General features: G+C 43.4%; 17 protein-coding genes and 1 tRNA gene. 1 reads left to right on the top strand and 17 read right to left on the bottom strand.

The annotated features are described in order from the left end of the window. Positions 1-65 precede the first annotated feature (65 nt). The 13 genes from HED67_RS04040 to HED67_RS03985 all read right to left on the bottom strand — a co-directional run bounded on the left by HED67_RS04040 (position 66) and on the right by HED67_RS03985 (position 12701). Complete coding sequence (locus HED67_RS04040; RefSeq protein WP_215632056.1) at positions 66-584, bottom strand: peptidylprolyl isomerase; 519 nt, start codon at positions 582-584, stop codon at positions 66-68. A 149-nt stretch (positions 585-733) separates the two neighbouring features. Further along, positions 734-2914: a YhgE/Pip domain-containing protein gene (locus HED67_RS04035; protein ID WP_221717601.1), complete on the bottom strand. Its 2181-nt coding sequence runs from the start codon at positions 2912-2914 to the stop codon at positions 734-736. Then, positions 2914-5478 (bottom strand): YhgE/Pip domain-containing protein, encoded by a 2565-nt coding sequence (locus tag HED67_RS04030; protein ID WP_221717600.1) that lies wholly within the window; start codon positions 5476-5478, stop codon positions 2914-2916. The genes HED67_RS04035 and HED67_RS04030 overlap by 1 nt, the downstream gene beginning before the upstream one ends. Positions 5479-5896: 418 nt before the next feature. Then, positions 5897-5979 (bottom strand) — tRNA-Leu (locus HED67_RS04025). A 120-nt stretch (positions 5980-6099) separates the two neighbouring features. After that, positions 6100-6513: a GtrA family protein gene (locus HED67_RS04020; RefSeq protein ID WP_221717599.1), complete on the bottom strand. Its 414-nt coding sequence runs from the start codon at positions 6511-6513 to the stop codon at positions 6100-6102. A gap of 3 nt (positions 6514-6516) precedes the next feature. Next, positions 6517-7146, bottom strand: coding sequence for a histidine phosphatase family protein (locus HED67_RS04015; RefSeq protein ID WP_221717598.1), 630 nt, complete (start codon positions 7144-7146; stop codon positions 6517-6519). Positions 7147-7259: 113 nt separating this feature from the next. After that, positions 7260-7826, bottom strand: a complete 567-nt coding sequence (locus tag HED67_RS04010; RefSeq protein WP_215632043.1) for a glycerol-3-phosphate responsive antiterminator — start codon at positions 7824-7826, stop codon at positions 7260-7262. Between the two features lie 161 nt (positions 7827-7987). Further along, positions 7988-8134 carry a hypothetical protein gene (locus HED67_RS04005; RefSeq protein ID WP_221717597.1) on the bottom strand — a complete coding sequence of 49 codons (147 nt, stop codon included), beginning with the start codon at positions 8132-8134 and terminating at the stop codon, positions 7988-7990. A gap of 505 nt (positions 8135-8639) precedes the next feature. Further along, positions 8640-9005: a DUF1667 domain-containing protein gene (locus tag HED67_RS04000; protein ID WP_015513415.1), complete on the bottom strand. Its 366-nt coding sequence runs from the start codon at positions 9003-9005 to the stop codon at positions 8640-8642. Positions 9006-9008: 3 nt separating this feature from the next. Further along, positions 9009-10271: an NAD(P)/FAD-dependent oxidoreductase gene (locus HED67_RS03995; RefSeq protein WP_015513414.1), complete on the bottom strand. Its 1263-nt coding sequence runs from the start codon at positions 10269-10271 to the stop codon at positions 9009-9011. A gap of 11 nt (positions 10272-10282) precedes the next feature. After that, positions 10283-11734 carry an NAD(P)/FAD-dependent oxidoreductase gene (locus HED67_RS03990; RefSeq protein WP_221717596.1) on the bottom strand — a complete coding sequence of 484 codons (1452 nt, stop codon included), beginning with the start codon at positions 11732-11734 and terminating at the stop codon, positions 10283-10285. Positions 11735-11946: 212 nt separating this feature from the next. Next, the gene (locus HED67_RS17000) at positions 11947-12180 is read right to left on the bottom strand and encodes a hypothetical protein (RefSeq protein WP_246612100.1); all 234 of its coding nucleotides are present in this window, start codon (positions 12178-12180) and stop codon (positions 11947-11949) included. Beyond that, the gene (locus tag HED67_RS03985; protein ID WP_246612099.1) at positions 12174-12701 is read right to left on the bottom strand and encodes an iron-containing alcohol dehydrogenase; all 528 of its coding nucleotides are present in this window, start codon (positions 12699-12701) and stop codon (positions 12174-12176) included. Before HED67_RS03985 ends, HED67_RS17000 begins: the two co-directional genes overlap by 7 nt. 545 nt (positions 12702-13246) lie before the next feature. Here HED67_RS03985 and HED67_RS03980 point away from each other — a divergent pair. After that, positions 13247-13672, top strand: a complete 426-nt coding sequence (locus tag HED67_RS03980; protein WP_221717595.1) for a hypothetical protein — start codon at positions 13247-13249, stop codon at positions 13670-13672. A gap of 62 nt (positions 13673-13734) precedes the next feature. On the opposite strand, the gene HED67_RS03975 is transcribed toward HED67_RS03980, so the two are convergent. The 4 genes from HED67_RS03975 to HED67_RS03960 form a co-directional block, all read right to left on the bottom strand. Next, entirely contained in the window at positions 13735-14220 is a 486-nt protein-coding gene (locus HED67_RS03975; protein ID WP_221717594.1) for a low molecular weight protein-tyrosine-phosphatase, read from the bottom strand. Positions 14221-14405: 185 nt separating this feature from the next. Continuing rightward, complete coding sequence (locus HED67_RS03970) at positions 14406-15605, bottom strand: site-specific integrase (protein WP_109216664.1); 1200 nt, start codon at positions 15603-15605, stop codon at positions 14406-14408. A gap of 110 nt (positions 15606-15715) precedes the next feature. Further along, a complete protein-coding gene (locus HED67_RS03965) occupies positions 15716-15949 on the bottom strand; it encodes an excisionase (RefSeq protein ID WP_055060291.1) in 234 nt (77 codons plus the stop codon). A 241-nt stretch (positions 15950-16190) separates the two neighbouring features. Then, the coding region (locus HED67_RS03960; RefSeq protein ID WP_221717593.1) for a virulence-associated E family protein at positions 16191-16784 on the bottom strand (594 nt) is incomplete at its 5' end.

The raw sequence follows: 16784 nt of genomic DNA, 5'->3' as shown, positions 1-16784 counted from the left end.
TTCTATCCGCTGACGGCATTTTGCGGCAGCCATACTCAGCCAATCACCTAACTGCGACGGCTCTATTAGCATTTCTCAGGTTCCGGGTATGTCTCTCCGAACAGTTCTACTGTCATAGACTGGATCTTCTGATCTTCAACCGGTTTGTCCTGCCATCCTGTTCTTACAGAAGCAATCTTATCAACAGTATCAAGGCCTTCAATCACCTTGCCGAAAGCAGCATACTGTCCATCAAGATGCGGTGCATCAGCATGCATAATAAAGAACTGGGAACCTGCTGAATTCGGCATCATGGAACGAGCCATAGACAAAACACCTCTTGTATGCTTCAGGCTGTTCTTTACACCGTTCATATCAAACTCGCCCTTGATGCTGTAGCCCGGGCCGCCCATACCTGTACCCTTCGGGTCACCGCCCTGAATCATAAATCCCGGAATGACTCTGTGGAAAATCAGACCATCATAGAATCCCTTCTGAACAAGGGAAATAAAGTTATTCACTGTATTCGGAGCGATTTCAGGATACAATTCTGCCTTCATCACATCTCCGTTTGTCATTGTAATTGTTACAACTGGATTTGCCATTGTATATCTTCCTTTCATTGTCATTTTGCAGCATGTCATTGCTTTCACTTCCGCAAAATATCTTATTCTTCAATAGTTCCATTGTACAGAAAAAACCCCTTTCTGTAAAGGGGCTTTTCCTTTCCCGGTAACATTCATCCCGGGAATTTTTAAATAAGTTTTGTACTTTCAAGTTTCTCAATAAAGGCATTATTTAACTTGATGATCGGTTTTCTGAGAAGCAGACCAAGAAGCAGTGAAGGAACCAGATACAGCGCCATCTTGCCCATCTCAACCATATAATAGTTATCATAGAATCCTGCAATACATTCACGCATAGCGTTCATACTATGCACAAACGGAAGCATCGGATAAACAGCCTGGAAGAACTTCGGTGCACATTCGATTGGGAATGTACCGCCGCTTCCGGCTACCTGCATAACCATCAGTACAACTGCTACGGCTTTACCGATATCTCCGAAGGAAACCGTCAGTGCATAAATAATGTTTACATATACAAGACTCGAGAAACATCCCGTAACAACAAACAGGAACGGATGCTCGCATTGGATGCCAAGGAAATATAAATCTCCCAGACAAATCAATGCACTCTGCAGGATTCCGATGCAAATAAGCAAAATCATACGTCCCAGATACAGCTGATGTTCCATTGGATGGAACAGTTTCTCTTTGGTTGATTCAGATACATTTACCTTCAGCATAGCCGCCATAACAACCGCACCAACCCAGATAGCCAATGTTGAGTAGAAAGGTGCCATCGCTGAACCATAATTCTCAATCGGATAAATCTGATTCTCATGAAGCTTAACCGGCGACGCAATAAATGCCGCCATATCTTCAGGACTCTCCTGAAGCAGGTCTGTCAGTGCATCCAGGCTGCCTTCCTCCGTAATTCTCTTTGATACTGTGGACAGCTTATCAGATGCTTCATTCAATAACTTAACAGAGTCATCCAGTACATTCTGTACATCCGTCAGATCAGAGGACGCAGAATCTGTCACCTTTGAGATATCCTTCACACTGCTGTTAAGCTGTGTCAGAAGGCTTGACACCGAATCACCTGTATTGGTCAGGCTGTCTGCCAGATCATCCAGATTACTCTTAACATTCTTCTCATAGGTATTCTTGACAGCAGATACAGAACTTGTTGTCTGTGAAATAAGATCATCAATTTCTTTCTTCAATGTAGCAGCATCTGCAGTGGCATCCGTCACCTTAGATGCAGCATCTTCAATCTTATTCTTGATGGCTGTCTGACGATCAATGGCTGTATCAATCAGGTTGTTGATATCTTTGATGGCAGAATTCAATATTGTCAGATCCGGGAATTCATCGCCGATGGCTGTCAGCGAATTCTCAATCTCTGTATACTTGTCAATAATCCTCTGTACCCTGTCACTGACTGTATACAAAGCTTTTGCAGATGCTGCTGCATCATCTGTATAGGAATTCAGTGCTTTTCCCACGGCATCAGAAACAGCTGTATAAAATTCCGCATTCTGTGCCAGTGCATCACTGATTGTAGATGTGGTTCCGGACAAGGCGCTGTTCAGCGAATCAATACCGTCACCGGCTTTGTCAATCGCCGCAATACTGTTCTTTGTACCAGAACCGGACTGCTGCAGGAACTCCGTTGTTGTATCCAGCATCAGTGCACCGGCCTGTGTCATATCAGAAAAAGATTGTACGGTATCCGCAGCATTACCCAGATTCGTGGAAATCTGCGAAAGGGAAGATGCCAGATTATCGATAATAGATTCATCTCCCGCTTCCTTGGAAGCTGTATTCACCAGCTGCAGGGCTTCAAGAGCTGTCTTGGAAATTGTATCCAGGAAAGTCTCATTCACCTGCTGCTGAACCGCATTGGCGCCTTTCGTAGTGACAATCGGAGCAATCGCATTGGATTTCTCATTCTCATAGTAGGTAATCGTCGGATGAACAACATCCTTCGAGAAAATACTCATGAGATTTCGACTGAAATCTTCCGGAATAACCAATGCTGCAAAATACTTACCGGATTTGACACCGGAAGATGCATCATCCGCTTCTGTGAAGACCCAGTTAAAATTATCATTTTCTTTGAGGGTGTCCAAAATCTGATCGCCCAGATTCAGGTTCACATTGATCAGCTCACTGTCATAGCCTTCATCCAGACTGGCAACTGCAATCTTCAGATTGCCTGTATTGCCGTAAGGATCCCAGCTTGCAGCAATATTAAACCATGCATAAAGAGTCGGAATAACAGTAATACCCATGATAACGATCATGGCGATAACATTTGAACGAATTCTGGATACATCATTTTTGAAAATCCGAAAAATATTTTTCATTATTCTTCCTCCTTTCCACGGAATTTTTCAAGCATTTCATCAAAGGACATACCTGCAATCTTTTGCTGCTCTTCAAGCTTGTTATGTATAAATTCTACAACGATCAGCCATACAGAAATCGCAATGATGGATATGATCCAAAGTGTCAGGAAAACGATCTTGGATTCCAGACTGAACATCAATATCAGAAAGATCAGCGGAATGATGATAATAGCGGCAAATCCGGCTTTCACCATCTTACCGTAATTCTTTTCAAAGGCCTGAGCCTTCGCAGCCGTTTCTTCACGAAGATTCTCAATCGATAAAGAGGCTTTCAAAAGCATTGTCAACTGTTCATGTCTGCTCAGTTCCTCATCCGGCTCTTCACAGATCATGAATTCTGTCTCTGCCAGTTTCTTGTCAAACAATGCATTCAGTCCTCTGAGGGCCGGTCTGAGCCCAAGGCCGATCAGCAGTGAAAGCGGCACGTAGCACAACAACAGAATTAAAATATCCTTTATATAAGTATTGCCATATAATCCTGCAACACATTCACGCATGGCCCCGACACCATAGGCAAAAGGCAGGAACGGATGCACATTCTGGAAAAATACCGGTGCCATTTCTACAGGATAAGTACCTGAAGAACCCGGAATCTGCAAAATAACAAGAATAACGCACAATGCTTTACCAATATGCTTAAATGTCAGAGATAAGGCATAAATAATATTCACATATACAAAGGAGCAAACTACACCGAGAATAACCATTCTGACCGGCTCTACCACCTGTGCTCCCGGCAGGAAAATATCTCCCAGACACACGATAAAGCCCTGTACCATGCCGACAACAACAAACAGCAGCCAGCGTCCCATGTACATTTCCGACGGTTTATAATATTTCATAGATTCATCACGATCTACTTCCATTTTGAGAATCGCGATCAATACGATACCGCCAACCCAGATTGCCAGGTTTGTATAAAACGGAATCATAGAAGAACCGTAATTCGCTACTTCAAAATAAGTCTCTGTCTCAAGCTCAACCGGAGATTCCATAAATGATGCAATCGTATCCGCATCAATACCTTCCAGTGAAAGCAGCTTCTGATAAGCTTCGGAACTGATAATCGCATTGACATCGCTCTGAATATCATCCAGACGATCACTGACAGAAGCCAGTGCTGACTTTGTACCTGTTAAGGCCGATTTGACATCACTGAGACTTGTATCCAGCTGATTCAGAACAGCTTTGAGCTGTTCTGATGTTGAAGGCACGCCATTGAGCAGTCCTGTCAGCTCACCGGTCAGACTTGAGAATGTATCCAGTGTCTGATTCAGCTGCGGCAATACGTTCGTATCAAGCGCTGTTCTGAAAGAATGCAGTCCATCGATGCTGTCTGAAGTAACAGAAGCAATCTGCTTTCGTGTATCAGAAGTTGTCGTAATGGCATCTCCGATACCTTCATTCCCTTCTGTCAGGTTCACAACCAGTTCCTTGTTTCTGTCATTCTGGTCTCTTAATCTGGCAAGGTTCTCATTCAGACGGTCAATAATTCCGGTGGCAATCTCACCATCGACCTCGTCACCAATCTTGTCCGACAGATCCTGAAGATTATTGAGAATCTCCGCATTCAGATCAACAACTGTATTCACCGCATCCAGTGCATCACCGACTGTTGTATTAATCTTGCCTGCTTTTGTTTCAAGATCCGTAAGGCCCTCAGCTGCTGTACTATGTGCCTTGTTCAGCAGCTGTTCACCATCTGATAAAGATTTAGATAAAGCAGAGGAAAAATCTCCCGCCGCATCTCTTGTCTTCTTCATCACCTGGTCTGCGTCCTCAAGAGCTGATGATCCGGATTTTGCCGCTTTATTCAAAGAATTGGCTGCATGTCCCGCATTCTCTATAAGATCATGGGTATCAATTGAATGGGAACCAAAATTACTTAACAGATCTTCATATTCCTTGATATTGTCATTGGCTTTTTCCAACATCTCATTAATATCGGAGTTCACACGCCCCACAGAATCTGCCACATCCGATACAGCATCCTTCAAAATATCTGATACTGATTCCGCTGCGATAGATGAAAACGTACTATTAATCTGAGACTGAATCGCACTGGCACCGCTGCTTGTAATCTTCGGTGCAATAGCATTGGCCTTCTCGTTGATATAGTACTCTAATTCCGGTGTCTTCAGCTCTCCTGACAAAATACTGAGAAGGGAACTGCTGAAATCCTCAGGAATAACAATGGCTGCATAGTACTCACCTGATTTCACCCCTTCAATGGCCTGTTCTTCATCAACAAAGGTCCACCCAAGCTGATCATTCTCCTTCAAATTCGATATAATCTCATCACCGGCATTAATCTCCAGATCATTACTGGAAGCGTCCTTGTCATTGTTGGCTACTGCTACCTTGATACCGCTCGTGTTGGCGTAGGGATCAATATTGGCAGCGATATTAAACCAGGCATAAAGCGAAGGAATAATCGACACACCAATAATAACCAACAGTGCTGCAGGATTACGCAACAGCCGCCCCATGTCACGGCGGAAAATCCGAAATGCGTTTCTCATGTAAACTGCTCCTTTTTCATAAATATGTTCTATTAATAGATATCACGTTGATTTTCTCACAAAAAGTATTATATTAATGGACAATATAATTTACAACCATCAATCATATGCATATGTGTCTATTAATCGTCACTTTAGCTTAGCATGCCTAACTGTACTTTTTTAAAGAAAACCCTTTAAAAATTTAATGATTTTCCCATTTATTTTATCATAACTTATTGGCTTTGCCCACACAAAAAAAGAAAGGTTCTGCAATAAGCCGTTCCTTTCTTTTTTGGTGGAATTCTGGTGTATACCCGGTTGATGTTCGGACGTGTTCAAAACGTGTTCAATCATTGTCTTTCGAATCAATCGTAAAAACAAAATAGGAACCCTTGATTTCCAAGGATTCCCATCTTGTTCAGGTTTTTATAAATCATGCAGAAGATGGGAGTTGAACCCACACGAGTGTTACCTCACTAGAACCTGAATCTAGCGCGTCTGCCATTCCGCCACTTCTGCGTGCTCATTTATAATACCAGATGCTTTAGAAAAATGCAAGCCTTTTTTTGAAAAAATTTAAATTTTTTCAAAAATAAAGACTTTTGTGCCATACAATGCCTTCAGCCGCAGCCAAAGCAACTACTCTTTAAAGGTAAACAAACGCTGTCCCAGATAATTGAATCCAGTGAAAAGACACATTCCTGCCAACATGGCTGCATTCTCTTGTATCTTCTGTCCTGCGCCCGCCATCACGTACATCACCGCCGGTTTTGCAATACCGTAAGCCAGTATATAACATACCGCGATGTTGACAGCAAAGCGCATCACCTGCTTCCATGAACGTTCTTTATTCCGGAAGGTGAAGTATTTATTTAAAAAGAAACTGAGAATACTGGTCAGAATATAATTTGCTGCTGATGAGACCCAATAGCTGCAAGATGCCAGATTATAAAGTCCAAACATAATGGCTGTACCGACAATCGTATTGATACACCCCACAATAATAAATCGCAGCAGTTTTTTGTCAACTAATTGCATTAACTTTTCAATCATGCCCTATTTCGCCTGTGCTTCCTGTTCCAAACGTTCAGCTGCTTCTATCGGATGCAGTAGACCATCTTCCACCCAGATTCCATTCTCCAGATGAGTTTTATAGATACAGCAATTAGACAGCCCTGATCGCCAGAAATCCTTCAGTTCACAATGATCGATGCAGCTCATGATCCCCCTGAGGGCAGCACCATGGGATGCAGCAAGTACCGTGTGAACTTCTTTATTTTGTTTTGAAAGATCCGACAGCATGTCCAGGAACTTCTGGACACGTTCTTGAAGCATCTGAATACTCTCTGCTCTTTCCGGCGGAACATAAGCTTCCGGCGCATCAAATAAATCCCTGATCATCGAGTAAAGCTTTCCTTCATCCACGCCAAAGTCCATCTCCTGAATTCTTGCATCCGGATGCACTTCCTCAAAAGTTCTGCCTGATACAATTGCCGCTGTTTTTCTTGCCCGCACCAACGGACTTGAAAAAACCTCATCGAAGACAATACCCTGCTGCTTAAACCAGTCTGCAGCAAGTTCTGCCTGATGGATTCCCTTATCATTTAAAGGAATATCACTCATCCCCTGGATCAAACATCGCTTATTAAAATCCGTTTCCCCATGTCTTATAAAATAAACAACCATTTTCTATTTCCTCATTCTTTCCTATACCAATTGACTTTTTATCTGTCCCTTCCTGTCCATCATCCAAGTCAGTCATCGGATCCCCGGAGATTTCCGTTGATTATCCTAAACATCTACATAAACCATATATCCTTATTGGTGGATGATACACTGACAACCCCTACCTGCAAAAGAGACATCACATCTTCCTTGTCTGACACAAGTCCACCGGCAATAACCGGAATCTGTGATATCCGACAGACCTTTTTCACCACTTTCGGCATCAGTGCCGGCAATACTTCGATGACATCCGGTCTTGCCCCCTTCACATGCTTCTGAATATTCTCATATGCCATGGAATCGATGACAAACAACCGCAGCACCGATGTCAGTCCGATCTCCCCGGCATGCTTGATCAGCGCCGGTTTAGTGGAAATAATACCGTCGGCCTTCGTATATTTCTTAATAAAATCTACCGCTACATCTTTGGCTGACAGCCCATTGATCAGATCCAGATGAACCAGTGCCATCTTGCCTGTCTGTTTCACTGCATCTACGATATCTGCAATATTACAGATATCTCCATATAAAATAAAAACAACCCGAATATCACTTTTCAGGCATTCTTTTAAACCATATTCATCCTTAATTGCCGCGATGACCGGAGAATCCTCCAACGCGTCTTTGAACTCTCTGTTCATTTTCTATCCCTCATTCTGCCATCATTCCTGTTTGTGTCATCACGAAAAAGACTTTCTCAAGCTTAAGCAACTATTGCAGATGATGACACATTTCTTGCTAACGCTCATTATATAATGAAACAGTCTGCTTCGCAAGACACAAAAAGACCAAATCTGCAGCGTTATTTTTTTACCTCATCTATACACGCCGGTACTGTACAATCCAGCGTACCCTCTGTCACAGATACACAAGTAGCCGCAACAATGTCACCCGTTGCATTGGTTGCTGTATAGCTCTGGTCAATATAAGTTGCCTTTGCCTTTGTCATCTTTATCTGTGACTATGCCCCAGTTGGCAGCCAACTTTACCGATATACACTTTTTAACCTCTGTAAAGAAAATGCCCAAATAATTCCTAACGGCAGCCACACTATATGGTTAAGCACAAAAGGGAAAAACGACTCCGATGAACCAAAAGAACTGGTTAATTTCTTGAAATATGTTGAAAGCCCTGACAAAACAGAGAATTCTGAAGATGACGACAGCGAATACCAGGAACAATTGTTTAAAGAATTCCATCTTTAATCTGACTGAAAGCTCATCCTACAAATGAAGAAATTAATAAATTGTAAACAGTTATACTCAAACCAATATTAACAAGAGGAATCCTGTTTACAAAAGATAAAACAGCCGGTACATATTGATCCTAAAATCAATATATACCGGCTAATATTTTATGCGGCAGCATTCGCAATCTTCAAACATCCCACTCTGAATGTACCTATGTATATTTACCTCATGCTATTTTCATCCATTCAGTTTTTATTCAATCTATTATGCCGCCTCAACTGCACCTGCTGCCACAATATTGACGCCTGTACCTGCCACATTTTCAAGGACAACATCACCGATAGCCACCGGTGCCTGAATTGTCACACCTTTTAATGCTGCTACACATTCAAAAATCTTATCCTTCGGAATATCGGACTGTGTTTTGACATTGATCATCGGAGCAGCGCCGCCGCTGACTCTGACAGTTGTCGTGACGATACGTGTCGGATTAGTGACTTCTTTTCTGGCATAAATATCGCCCTTTTTGCAAGTGTTGCCTTTGACTTCTACAACTTCTTTACCATTCATTGTCACTGTGAGAGCGCATCCCAAAGGACAGCCGATACAGGTTAATTCTCTTGTTTCCATTCGTTATGCCTCCTCAATTTTGATTGTAATATGCTTCAAATCAGGGTAATCTGCCAGTTTGGATTTCTGCAGGATCACCTGCTCCATTTCTCCCGGTGCCATGACCGGACGTTTACGTTTGCTGATGAGTTCATCATCAAAATAAGTCGCAATGGCACAGTTCTTGTAAACATCTCCTACACGGAAACGAACTGTCAGGGTATCTTCCATTTCTGTCGGACGGATATATTTCGGCACTGTGTAACGCACACCATCTACCGGCAAAATTTCAACAGTTTTTGCATCGGCTGTCTTGCCCTCCTTAATATAAGCTGCTGCATTTTTTCCGGCTGTTCCGGCTTCCTGGGAAACATAATCCACCAGGTCATGCACATGCAGCACGTTGCCGCAGGCAAATACGCCGTCGATATTGGTTTCCAGACTGTCATTGACAATCGGTCCGGATGTAATCGGGCTTAAGTCAACACCGGCACTCTTGCTCAGCTCATTTTCTGGGATCAGACCACAGGACAGAAGCAGTGTATCACATTCATAGCGTTCTTCCGTGCCCGGAATCGGACGGCGGTCAGGGCCAACCTCTGCAATTGTAACTGCTTTTACACGGTCTTTGCCTTCAATATCAACAACTGTATGACTGAGTTTCAGCGGAATATCGAAATCATTCAGGCACTGAACAATATTTCTCTTTAATCCGCCGGAATAAGGCATCAGCTCTGCCACAACCTTCACTTTGGCACCTTCCAGTGTCATACGTCTTGCCATGATCAGGCCGATATCACCGGAACCAAGGATAACCACTTCACGGCCCGGCATATAGCCTTCCATGTTCACCAGACGCTGTGCGGTACCTGCGGAGTAAATACCTGCCGGACGATAACCCGGAATATTCAAAGCACCTCTTGAACGTTCACGACATCCCATGGCCAGAATCACGGCTTTGGCCTGAAGAAGAATCATGCCTTCCTCACGGTTCATGGCAGTGACAACTTTTTCATGGGAAATATCCATGACCATTGTATTTAATTTATATTCAATCTTTCTCTCTTTGACCTGTTCGATAAATCTTGCTGCATATTCAGGCCCTGTCAGTTCTTCTTTAAATGTATGAAGACCGAAACCGTTGTGGATACACTGGTTCAGAATACCGCCAAGCTGTTTGTCTCTTTCAAGAATCAGAATACTTTCAATACCATTGTCTCTTGCAGCAACAGCGGCTGCCAGACCAGCAGGGCCACCGCCAATAATAATCAAATCATATGCTTTCATCATGCGCCCTCCTATAATTCCTTGTTGGTACCGATAACGATATTGGAACCAACACCGTTCTTTGTAATGTCAAACATGCTCATTGGCACTTCACGCTCAAGAATTTCCATAGTTCTCGGTGAACAGAAGCCTGCCTGGCAGCGTCCCATACCGGCTCTTGTACGACGTTTCACACCATCCAGGGAACGTGCCCCCAGCGGACGGTGAATGGCATCCAGAATCTCACCCTCCGTGATCATCTCACAACGGCAGATAATATTGCCGTATGCAGGCTGTTTCTTAATCAGTTCATTTCTTTCTTCCAGTGTCAGTGTATCCGGATGAAGAATGCCTTTTCTGATCGGGTTGAACTTGTCGTTAACTTCAGGATTCAGCATCTCTTTCACCCTGTCTGCCACCATCACTGCAATAGCCGGTGCAGATGAAAGTCCCGGAGACTCAATACCTGCCACATTGATAAAACCTTTGGCATCTTCTGCTTCACCAATCACAAAATCATCACCGGCTTCATGGGCACGAAGACCTGCAAAAGATGTAATCACCTGACGAAGGGGTACATTCTTCACACTGAGAGAAGCGGTACGTCCGAGGGAATCCAGTCCGGCCTGGGTTGTATTAACCGCTTCTTTATCTTCCACATCTACGGCAGTCGGTCCAACCAGCAGATTGCCGTGAACCGTCGGGCTCACAAGAACACCTTTGCCCATCTTGGACGGCAGCTGAAAAATTGTATGAGATACATGCTTGCCTGCATCTTTGTCCAGCAGCATATATTCACCTTTTCTTGCTGTAATATGCAACTTATGTTCGCTGACCATATTATTCAGTGTATCTGCATAAACACCGGCTGCATTGATGACAACCTTCGCTGTTTTTGTCTCTTTTTTGCCGCTGTCAGTATGTGTCACTGCCAGCTCATAGCCTGACTCTACTTTCTTAATATCATCCACCTGTGTATTCAGGGAAAATTCGACACCGTTGCTGCATGCGTTTTCAGCATAACCCATGGTCATATGGAAAGGACATACAATGCCACCTGTCGGTGCAAACAATGCACATACAACATCATCACTGAGATTCGGTTCCATAGCGATCAGTGCCTCACGGTCAAGAATCTGAAGGTCCGGCACGCCATTGGCCTTGCCTCTCTCCATCAGTACTTCCAATCCTTTCGGATCCTGGTCTTTTGTGCATACAACCATAGAACCATTTCTCTTAAACGGAATATCCAACTCTTTTGCAATCTGATCCATCATGGCATTGCCTTTAACATTAACCTTTGCCTTTAATGTGCCGGGTACAGCATCAAAACCCGCATGAATAATGGCACTGTTGGCCTTGGATGTGCCGCAGCAAACATCCTCCTCACGTTCAATGACACAGACATTTAACTGATATCTTGATAACTCCCTTGCGATGGCGCTTCCTGTCACACCGGCACCGATAATCGCTACATCATACATAAATCCAATCTCCTTTCTATTTCTGCTTAACAGCCAAACGGGAAAATAAAAAGCAAGGGAAATAGAGCGATTGTCTCGCTCTACTTACCTTGCTCTAATCTCCCGGTAATCACTTTATTGATTTGCTGTCTTTATGTTACCACCCTCTGAGAAGAATTGCAACCTCTTTTACGGGAATATTATGTACAATTTTTTGTCACATCCATGCGTTTTTAGCGCATTTTTTCATCATAGGCCTCCAGTTCCATGATACCGTCCACGATCATCTGCTCTGTCACTGTGTATGAATAAACTCTTACATCAATACCCACCAGTGCCTTAGCTGTGACTTTTGCCAGATCTTCTGCTTTGGCATGGATATCTGCCAGTCTTGTTGGCAGACCAATGGAACGGCTGAATTTATACAGGGTATCCCTTTCTGCATACTGTTTGTCGATGGTCAGCATAACAAGGATACCATAGGAAACAACCTCACCGTGAAGATGACCGTTTTCTTCTGTGCTTGGCAGTCGGCCAAAGCCTTTTCGCCCCAGCGCATGATCGGTACGGCACACATGGAACTTAAAGCAATACCCATGGCATCACTGTGGGCCGGAATATCATTTCTGGAAGAAATCGCGCACTCATAATGCTTGGCCATTGTATCACCCATACCTGCCCACAGGTAAATATCCGGTGCCTCAGCAATAATCTGTGTATTAATAAAGATATGGTTCGGCGGAATTTTTGAAAAAGAATATTCTCTCAAACTGCCATCCGGATGATACACAATGCCAAGGCTTGTACAGGAAGCACAGGTTGAAGCAATTGTTGGGAATGTAAAAAACGGACGATTCGTTGAATGCGCCAGAACTTTACATGTATCAATGGCTTTACCGCCGCCGGCATGAGCCGAAAAAAGAACGGCGCCCACCGAAAATGCCAGCATAAACGGTGTCTTGATTTTTCCTCTGTCTTGTTCTCTCATTCTCATCTTCCTCCTGTCGTAACATGCGTATCCTAAATGCGTGTAGCCTAAAACAGAATTTTATCCTGCTGGGAATTCAGGGCGAAATGATGACTCCTGAAAATTCCATACAAAACATTTTATTGCGTAGGGCACAATTTGCTATGCAATAAAAAAAATCCTCCATCTCCTGGTCACTTGACCCAAAGAGACGAAAGATTACTTCCGCGGTACCACTCTTCAATTATCCCCCTGTTCTGAATACAGATGCATATTATGCAATCATAATCCCCAAAACAGCTCAGGAATCTCTCTGTGGATACAATCATATCCCCGCTGCTGTAACGGGAGCACCCGTCTGCGCCTATTCTGCATAGCTATAACATACTTCTCCACCGCTTCCTGCAGACAATCTCACGCTCTATACATTTTCATGCTTTTTTATGCCTTTTTGTTGCCTATATACTGTTTTTTTTCATCGAACATTTCCTTTTTTCCCCTTTTAATGTCAACATTTTCCTGTTAAAATAAATACATTAAATTAGTTTCATAGGGAGTGTTGTGAAATGAATATCAACTATCGATGTCTGCGTGAACTTGAAATCAAGGGATTGTTCGAAACCCCTGAACACCGAAGCCGATTTTCTGAATTGCTGAACTGTTACTGCAATTATCCTTTTTTCAACAAAGGCCTGTGTAAATGTATGTATCTGTCCAGCTGGGATATGGAACATTTCATTGTTATGTTGGATATTTTAAACGATATGACCATTGGCAAGAATCAGAATCTTCAATTAATGGAAGACAATGGCAAGGTTCTGGAAAATATGTCCGACGGCTATGATCGTTATATCTTCCAATTAGCCGGTGCCTTTCTGACCAGTCAGAATTTCCAGATGCCTTATGTCCCGATTGCCAAAGAAGGGCAGCATATCATTCAGCGTGCCTTAGAAGCAGCTGAGGTAATTGAAACAGTTTTTAATGCCGAATAAAAATATGGAGCAGTACACATATCTTATATCTCTTGATAATAAAATATGCATACTGCTCTTGTTTAAAATCCTAATTTTTCTAATAAAGCTGTACACCCTTCATAGACATCTCTATACGTCTCCTTAAAATCCCCTGTATACCATGGATCCGCAATAGACCTTCCCGGTCTATCCGTAAAGTCTAACAGAAGCTTTACTTTTCCTTCTTTATCAGGACCGGTAATTCGCAATGTATTTCTGATATTATTGCTGTCTGCACACAACAGATAATCATAATACTGATAATCCTGCTTTGTCACCTGTCGGGCACGCTTACCGCTGAAATTCGTATAGGTGGTTTCACCAATGCCGTGTCTTCTCAATTCTGCCTGAGCCGGCGGATAAATCGGGTTACCTTTGCCATTCCATATTTCTTCCGTACTGGTTGCTGCTGAAGCAATCTCAAACGCATCGGTTAAACCGCGTTTCTCCACCATGTCCTTTAAAACATATTCGGAAATCGGCGACCGACATATATTGCCGTGGCAAATAAATAGTACTTTAATCATCTTTTCATATCTCCATTTAAGTCTTGTATTTCTTCTCAAACGCTTGATATTTCAGGGTTTTCCGACTTTTGAGTTTTCCTTTCTTTTCAAGGTATCTTCTCAAATCTTCTCGTATTTTCTTATATTTTTCCCTGCAATCTTGGTAAATCCGTTGGTAAAGCAAGCGTCCTTACCAACGGGCTTTTTTAACTATTCGCTATCCGATATACTTCTTCCTTTGCATCATCAAAATTCACATGGGTGTAAGTGTTCAAGGTTACACTGATGTCTGCGTGACCCATGATATACTGCAAGGTTTTCGGATTCATACCGGATTTTGCCATATTAGAGCAAAAGGTGTGCCTGCATACATGAGGGGTAACTTTCGGCATCTGGATGCGATAAATTTTATTATATTTCTGAATAATATGCTCCAGATACTTTTCCCAGTGAAGGGCAACCATCGGCATATCGTTTTTATCCAGAAACAAAAATCCTGCATATCCTTCCACCATCGGTTCAACTTTTGGTGTCTTGCGGTTGGCAATGATTCTGCGAAAACACGCTGCGACAGCTTCCGTCATCGGCACATAGCGGATGCCTTTGTCAGTTTTTGGTTCTTCAATTACATACTGCATCTGTGCAGTACGCTGTAACTGATGGTCTACCTTGATACGCATTTCTCCAAACTCGATTTCTGAAACCGTCAGCCCACAGAACTCTGAGATACGAAGCCCTGTGTGAAAAAGAATATAGATTGCATCATAGTATCTGCTAAAATGTTTATCTTCCTGAATAAACTTTAGCAAATCTCTCTGCTGCTTTCGGGTAATCGCTTCTCTGGTAACAGAATCATTGACAATGACGGATGCAAGCTCAAATTCAAATGGGTTTTTACGAAGCAAATCATCGTCTACCGCCATCTGAAATGCTGGTCTGAGGACTCCCCGGATAGAATGAATGGAACTGTATCCCCGCCCATCAATTTGTTGGAGCTTAATCAACCATGCCTTTGCGTCTGACAAACGCACCTTATCAATTCGCAGATTCCCAAAACTCTCTTTTTTCAGCATATTGATGACCGTTTTATATCCGGCAACCGTATTGTGACGAACTCCTGTTTTCAATGAAACGTACTTTTCTACCAGTTCCAAAACAGTATAGTTGCCACCGTTGGTTACGATACGGTCAAACAAATCCGCTTCAATCTGTTTTTCTTTCTCACGCAGGGAAGGCTCCCGCTTCTTCCCTTTTGGCATTGGGTCATTCTTGTCCAAACGCCAACTGTATACATTTTTCTCTTTTCCGTCCTCATCAATATAGCGGAACCGATACCTCCCATCTTTACGCTGGTACTCGCCCTCTCGCAAAATCCGATTACGGTTATCTCGTCTTTTCTCACTCATCGTGAACTCTCCTTTCAAAAAAGAGAGCCAGACTTGCACTCTTATCATAGCACAAATCCAGCTCTCCGCATAGTTATATCATGTGAAATCGGTAAATCTGTCAGCTCTGTTTACACAGCAGTAGCCTGATCCAGATACCGTTCAAATTTCTCACGCTTAATGAGGGCACGATTGCCGTTCATCACATAAAAATCCTCATTGGGATGTGTGTCAATAAGCGTTCTCAGTTTTCCTTCGCCGATATGATAATATCTGGCTGCTTCCTCAATGGTAAGCGTATATCTACGCCACACCGGAATATCTGAGTAATTATTTCCTTCCATGTTCATCTTATTATTTGCCATAGGCAGTTATCCTCCATACATGAAAACAGCCAGACAGAGGGTGTCGGCAACGAAGTCCGGCAACGGGCTTCAAAAGACCTTGCAAACAATCTCAATCTGGCGATGGTTACTATTTATACTTTTCTTTTATTTTTCTGTTGTTTTGGTTGTTATAAAGGAGAAAAGCCCGGAAATAAGGGATTTCCCCTGGCAACCGGCTCGGCAACGGGATAGCAACAGGGGGTGCAACGGGCTGTCCTTTTCAGAAGGGAAGCTCCATCTGTTCTGTGACCTCCACAAAACCGTCCATCGTTTTTTCAGACGGATTGCCGGATTCCGTTGCCGGGTTTTCACGCTCCCAGCCCTTTTGTCTGCCGTATTCGGAAAACATTCTTGGGTTCGGGAAGTACCGCCATCCGGTAATGCACTGGTTCATTATCTCGTTGATTTCCCGGATTTCCCATTGCTTCGGCTCGTCAAAGGCATGGTTCAAGGCTTCCTTGTAAAGCTGCTTGGAGCAGACCATGCTCCCGGTGTACTTATCAAGGTATGCCTGTATCATCCCGGCTTTGGTGTCCTCTGGCATGAAATCCCGCTGGTGTTCCTTGAGATACCGCTGCACGGCGGGGCTGAACGCCAGCTTGAACCTGCCACTTTTATAAATCTCCATTGCTTCCGCCCACATCTGCCCGATATAGGCTCTGGAAGCGGCTTCGTCCTCCAGAATGTGAACCTCGGCTTGCTCCGGGTACACCATGACCGGGATAAAGCGGCGGTTACCGGAACGGTCAAGGGGCAGGAAGTCAAGGGCATTGGAAGTGCCGCCAAACACGCACTGACGGGGGCGGTCTGCCGG

It is taken from the genome of Pseudocoprococcus catus (assembly GCF_019734885.1).
Classification (GTDB): domain Bacteria; phylum Bacillota; class Clostridia; order Lachnospirales; family Lachnospiraceae; genus Coprococcus_A; species Coprococcus_A catus.
This window is presented reverse-complemented; position numbering and strand designations above follow the sequence as displayed.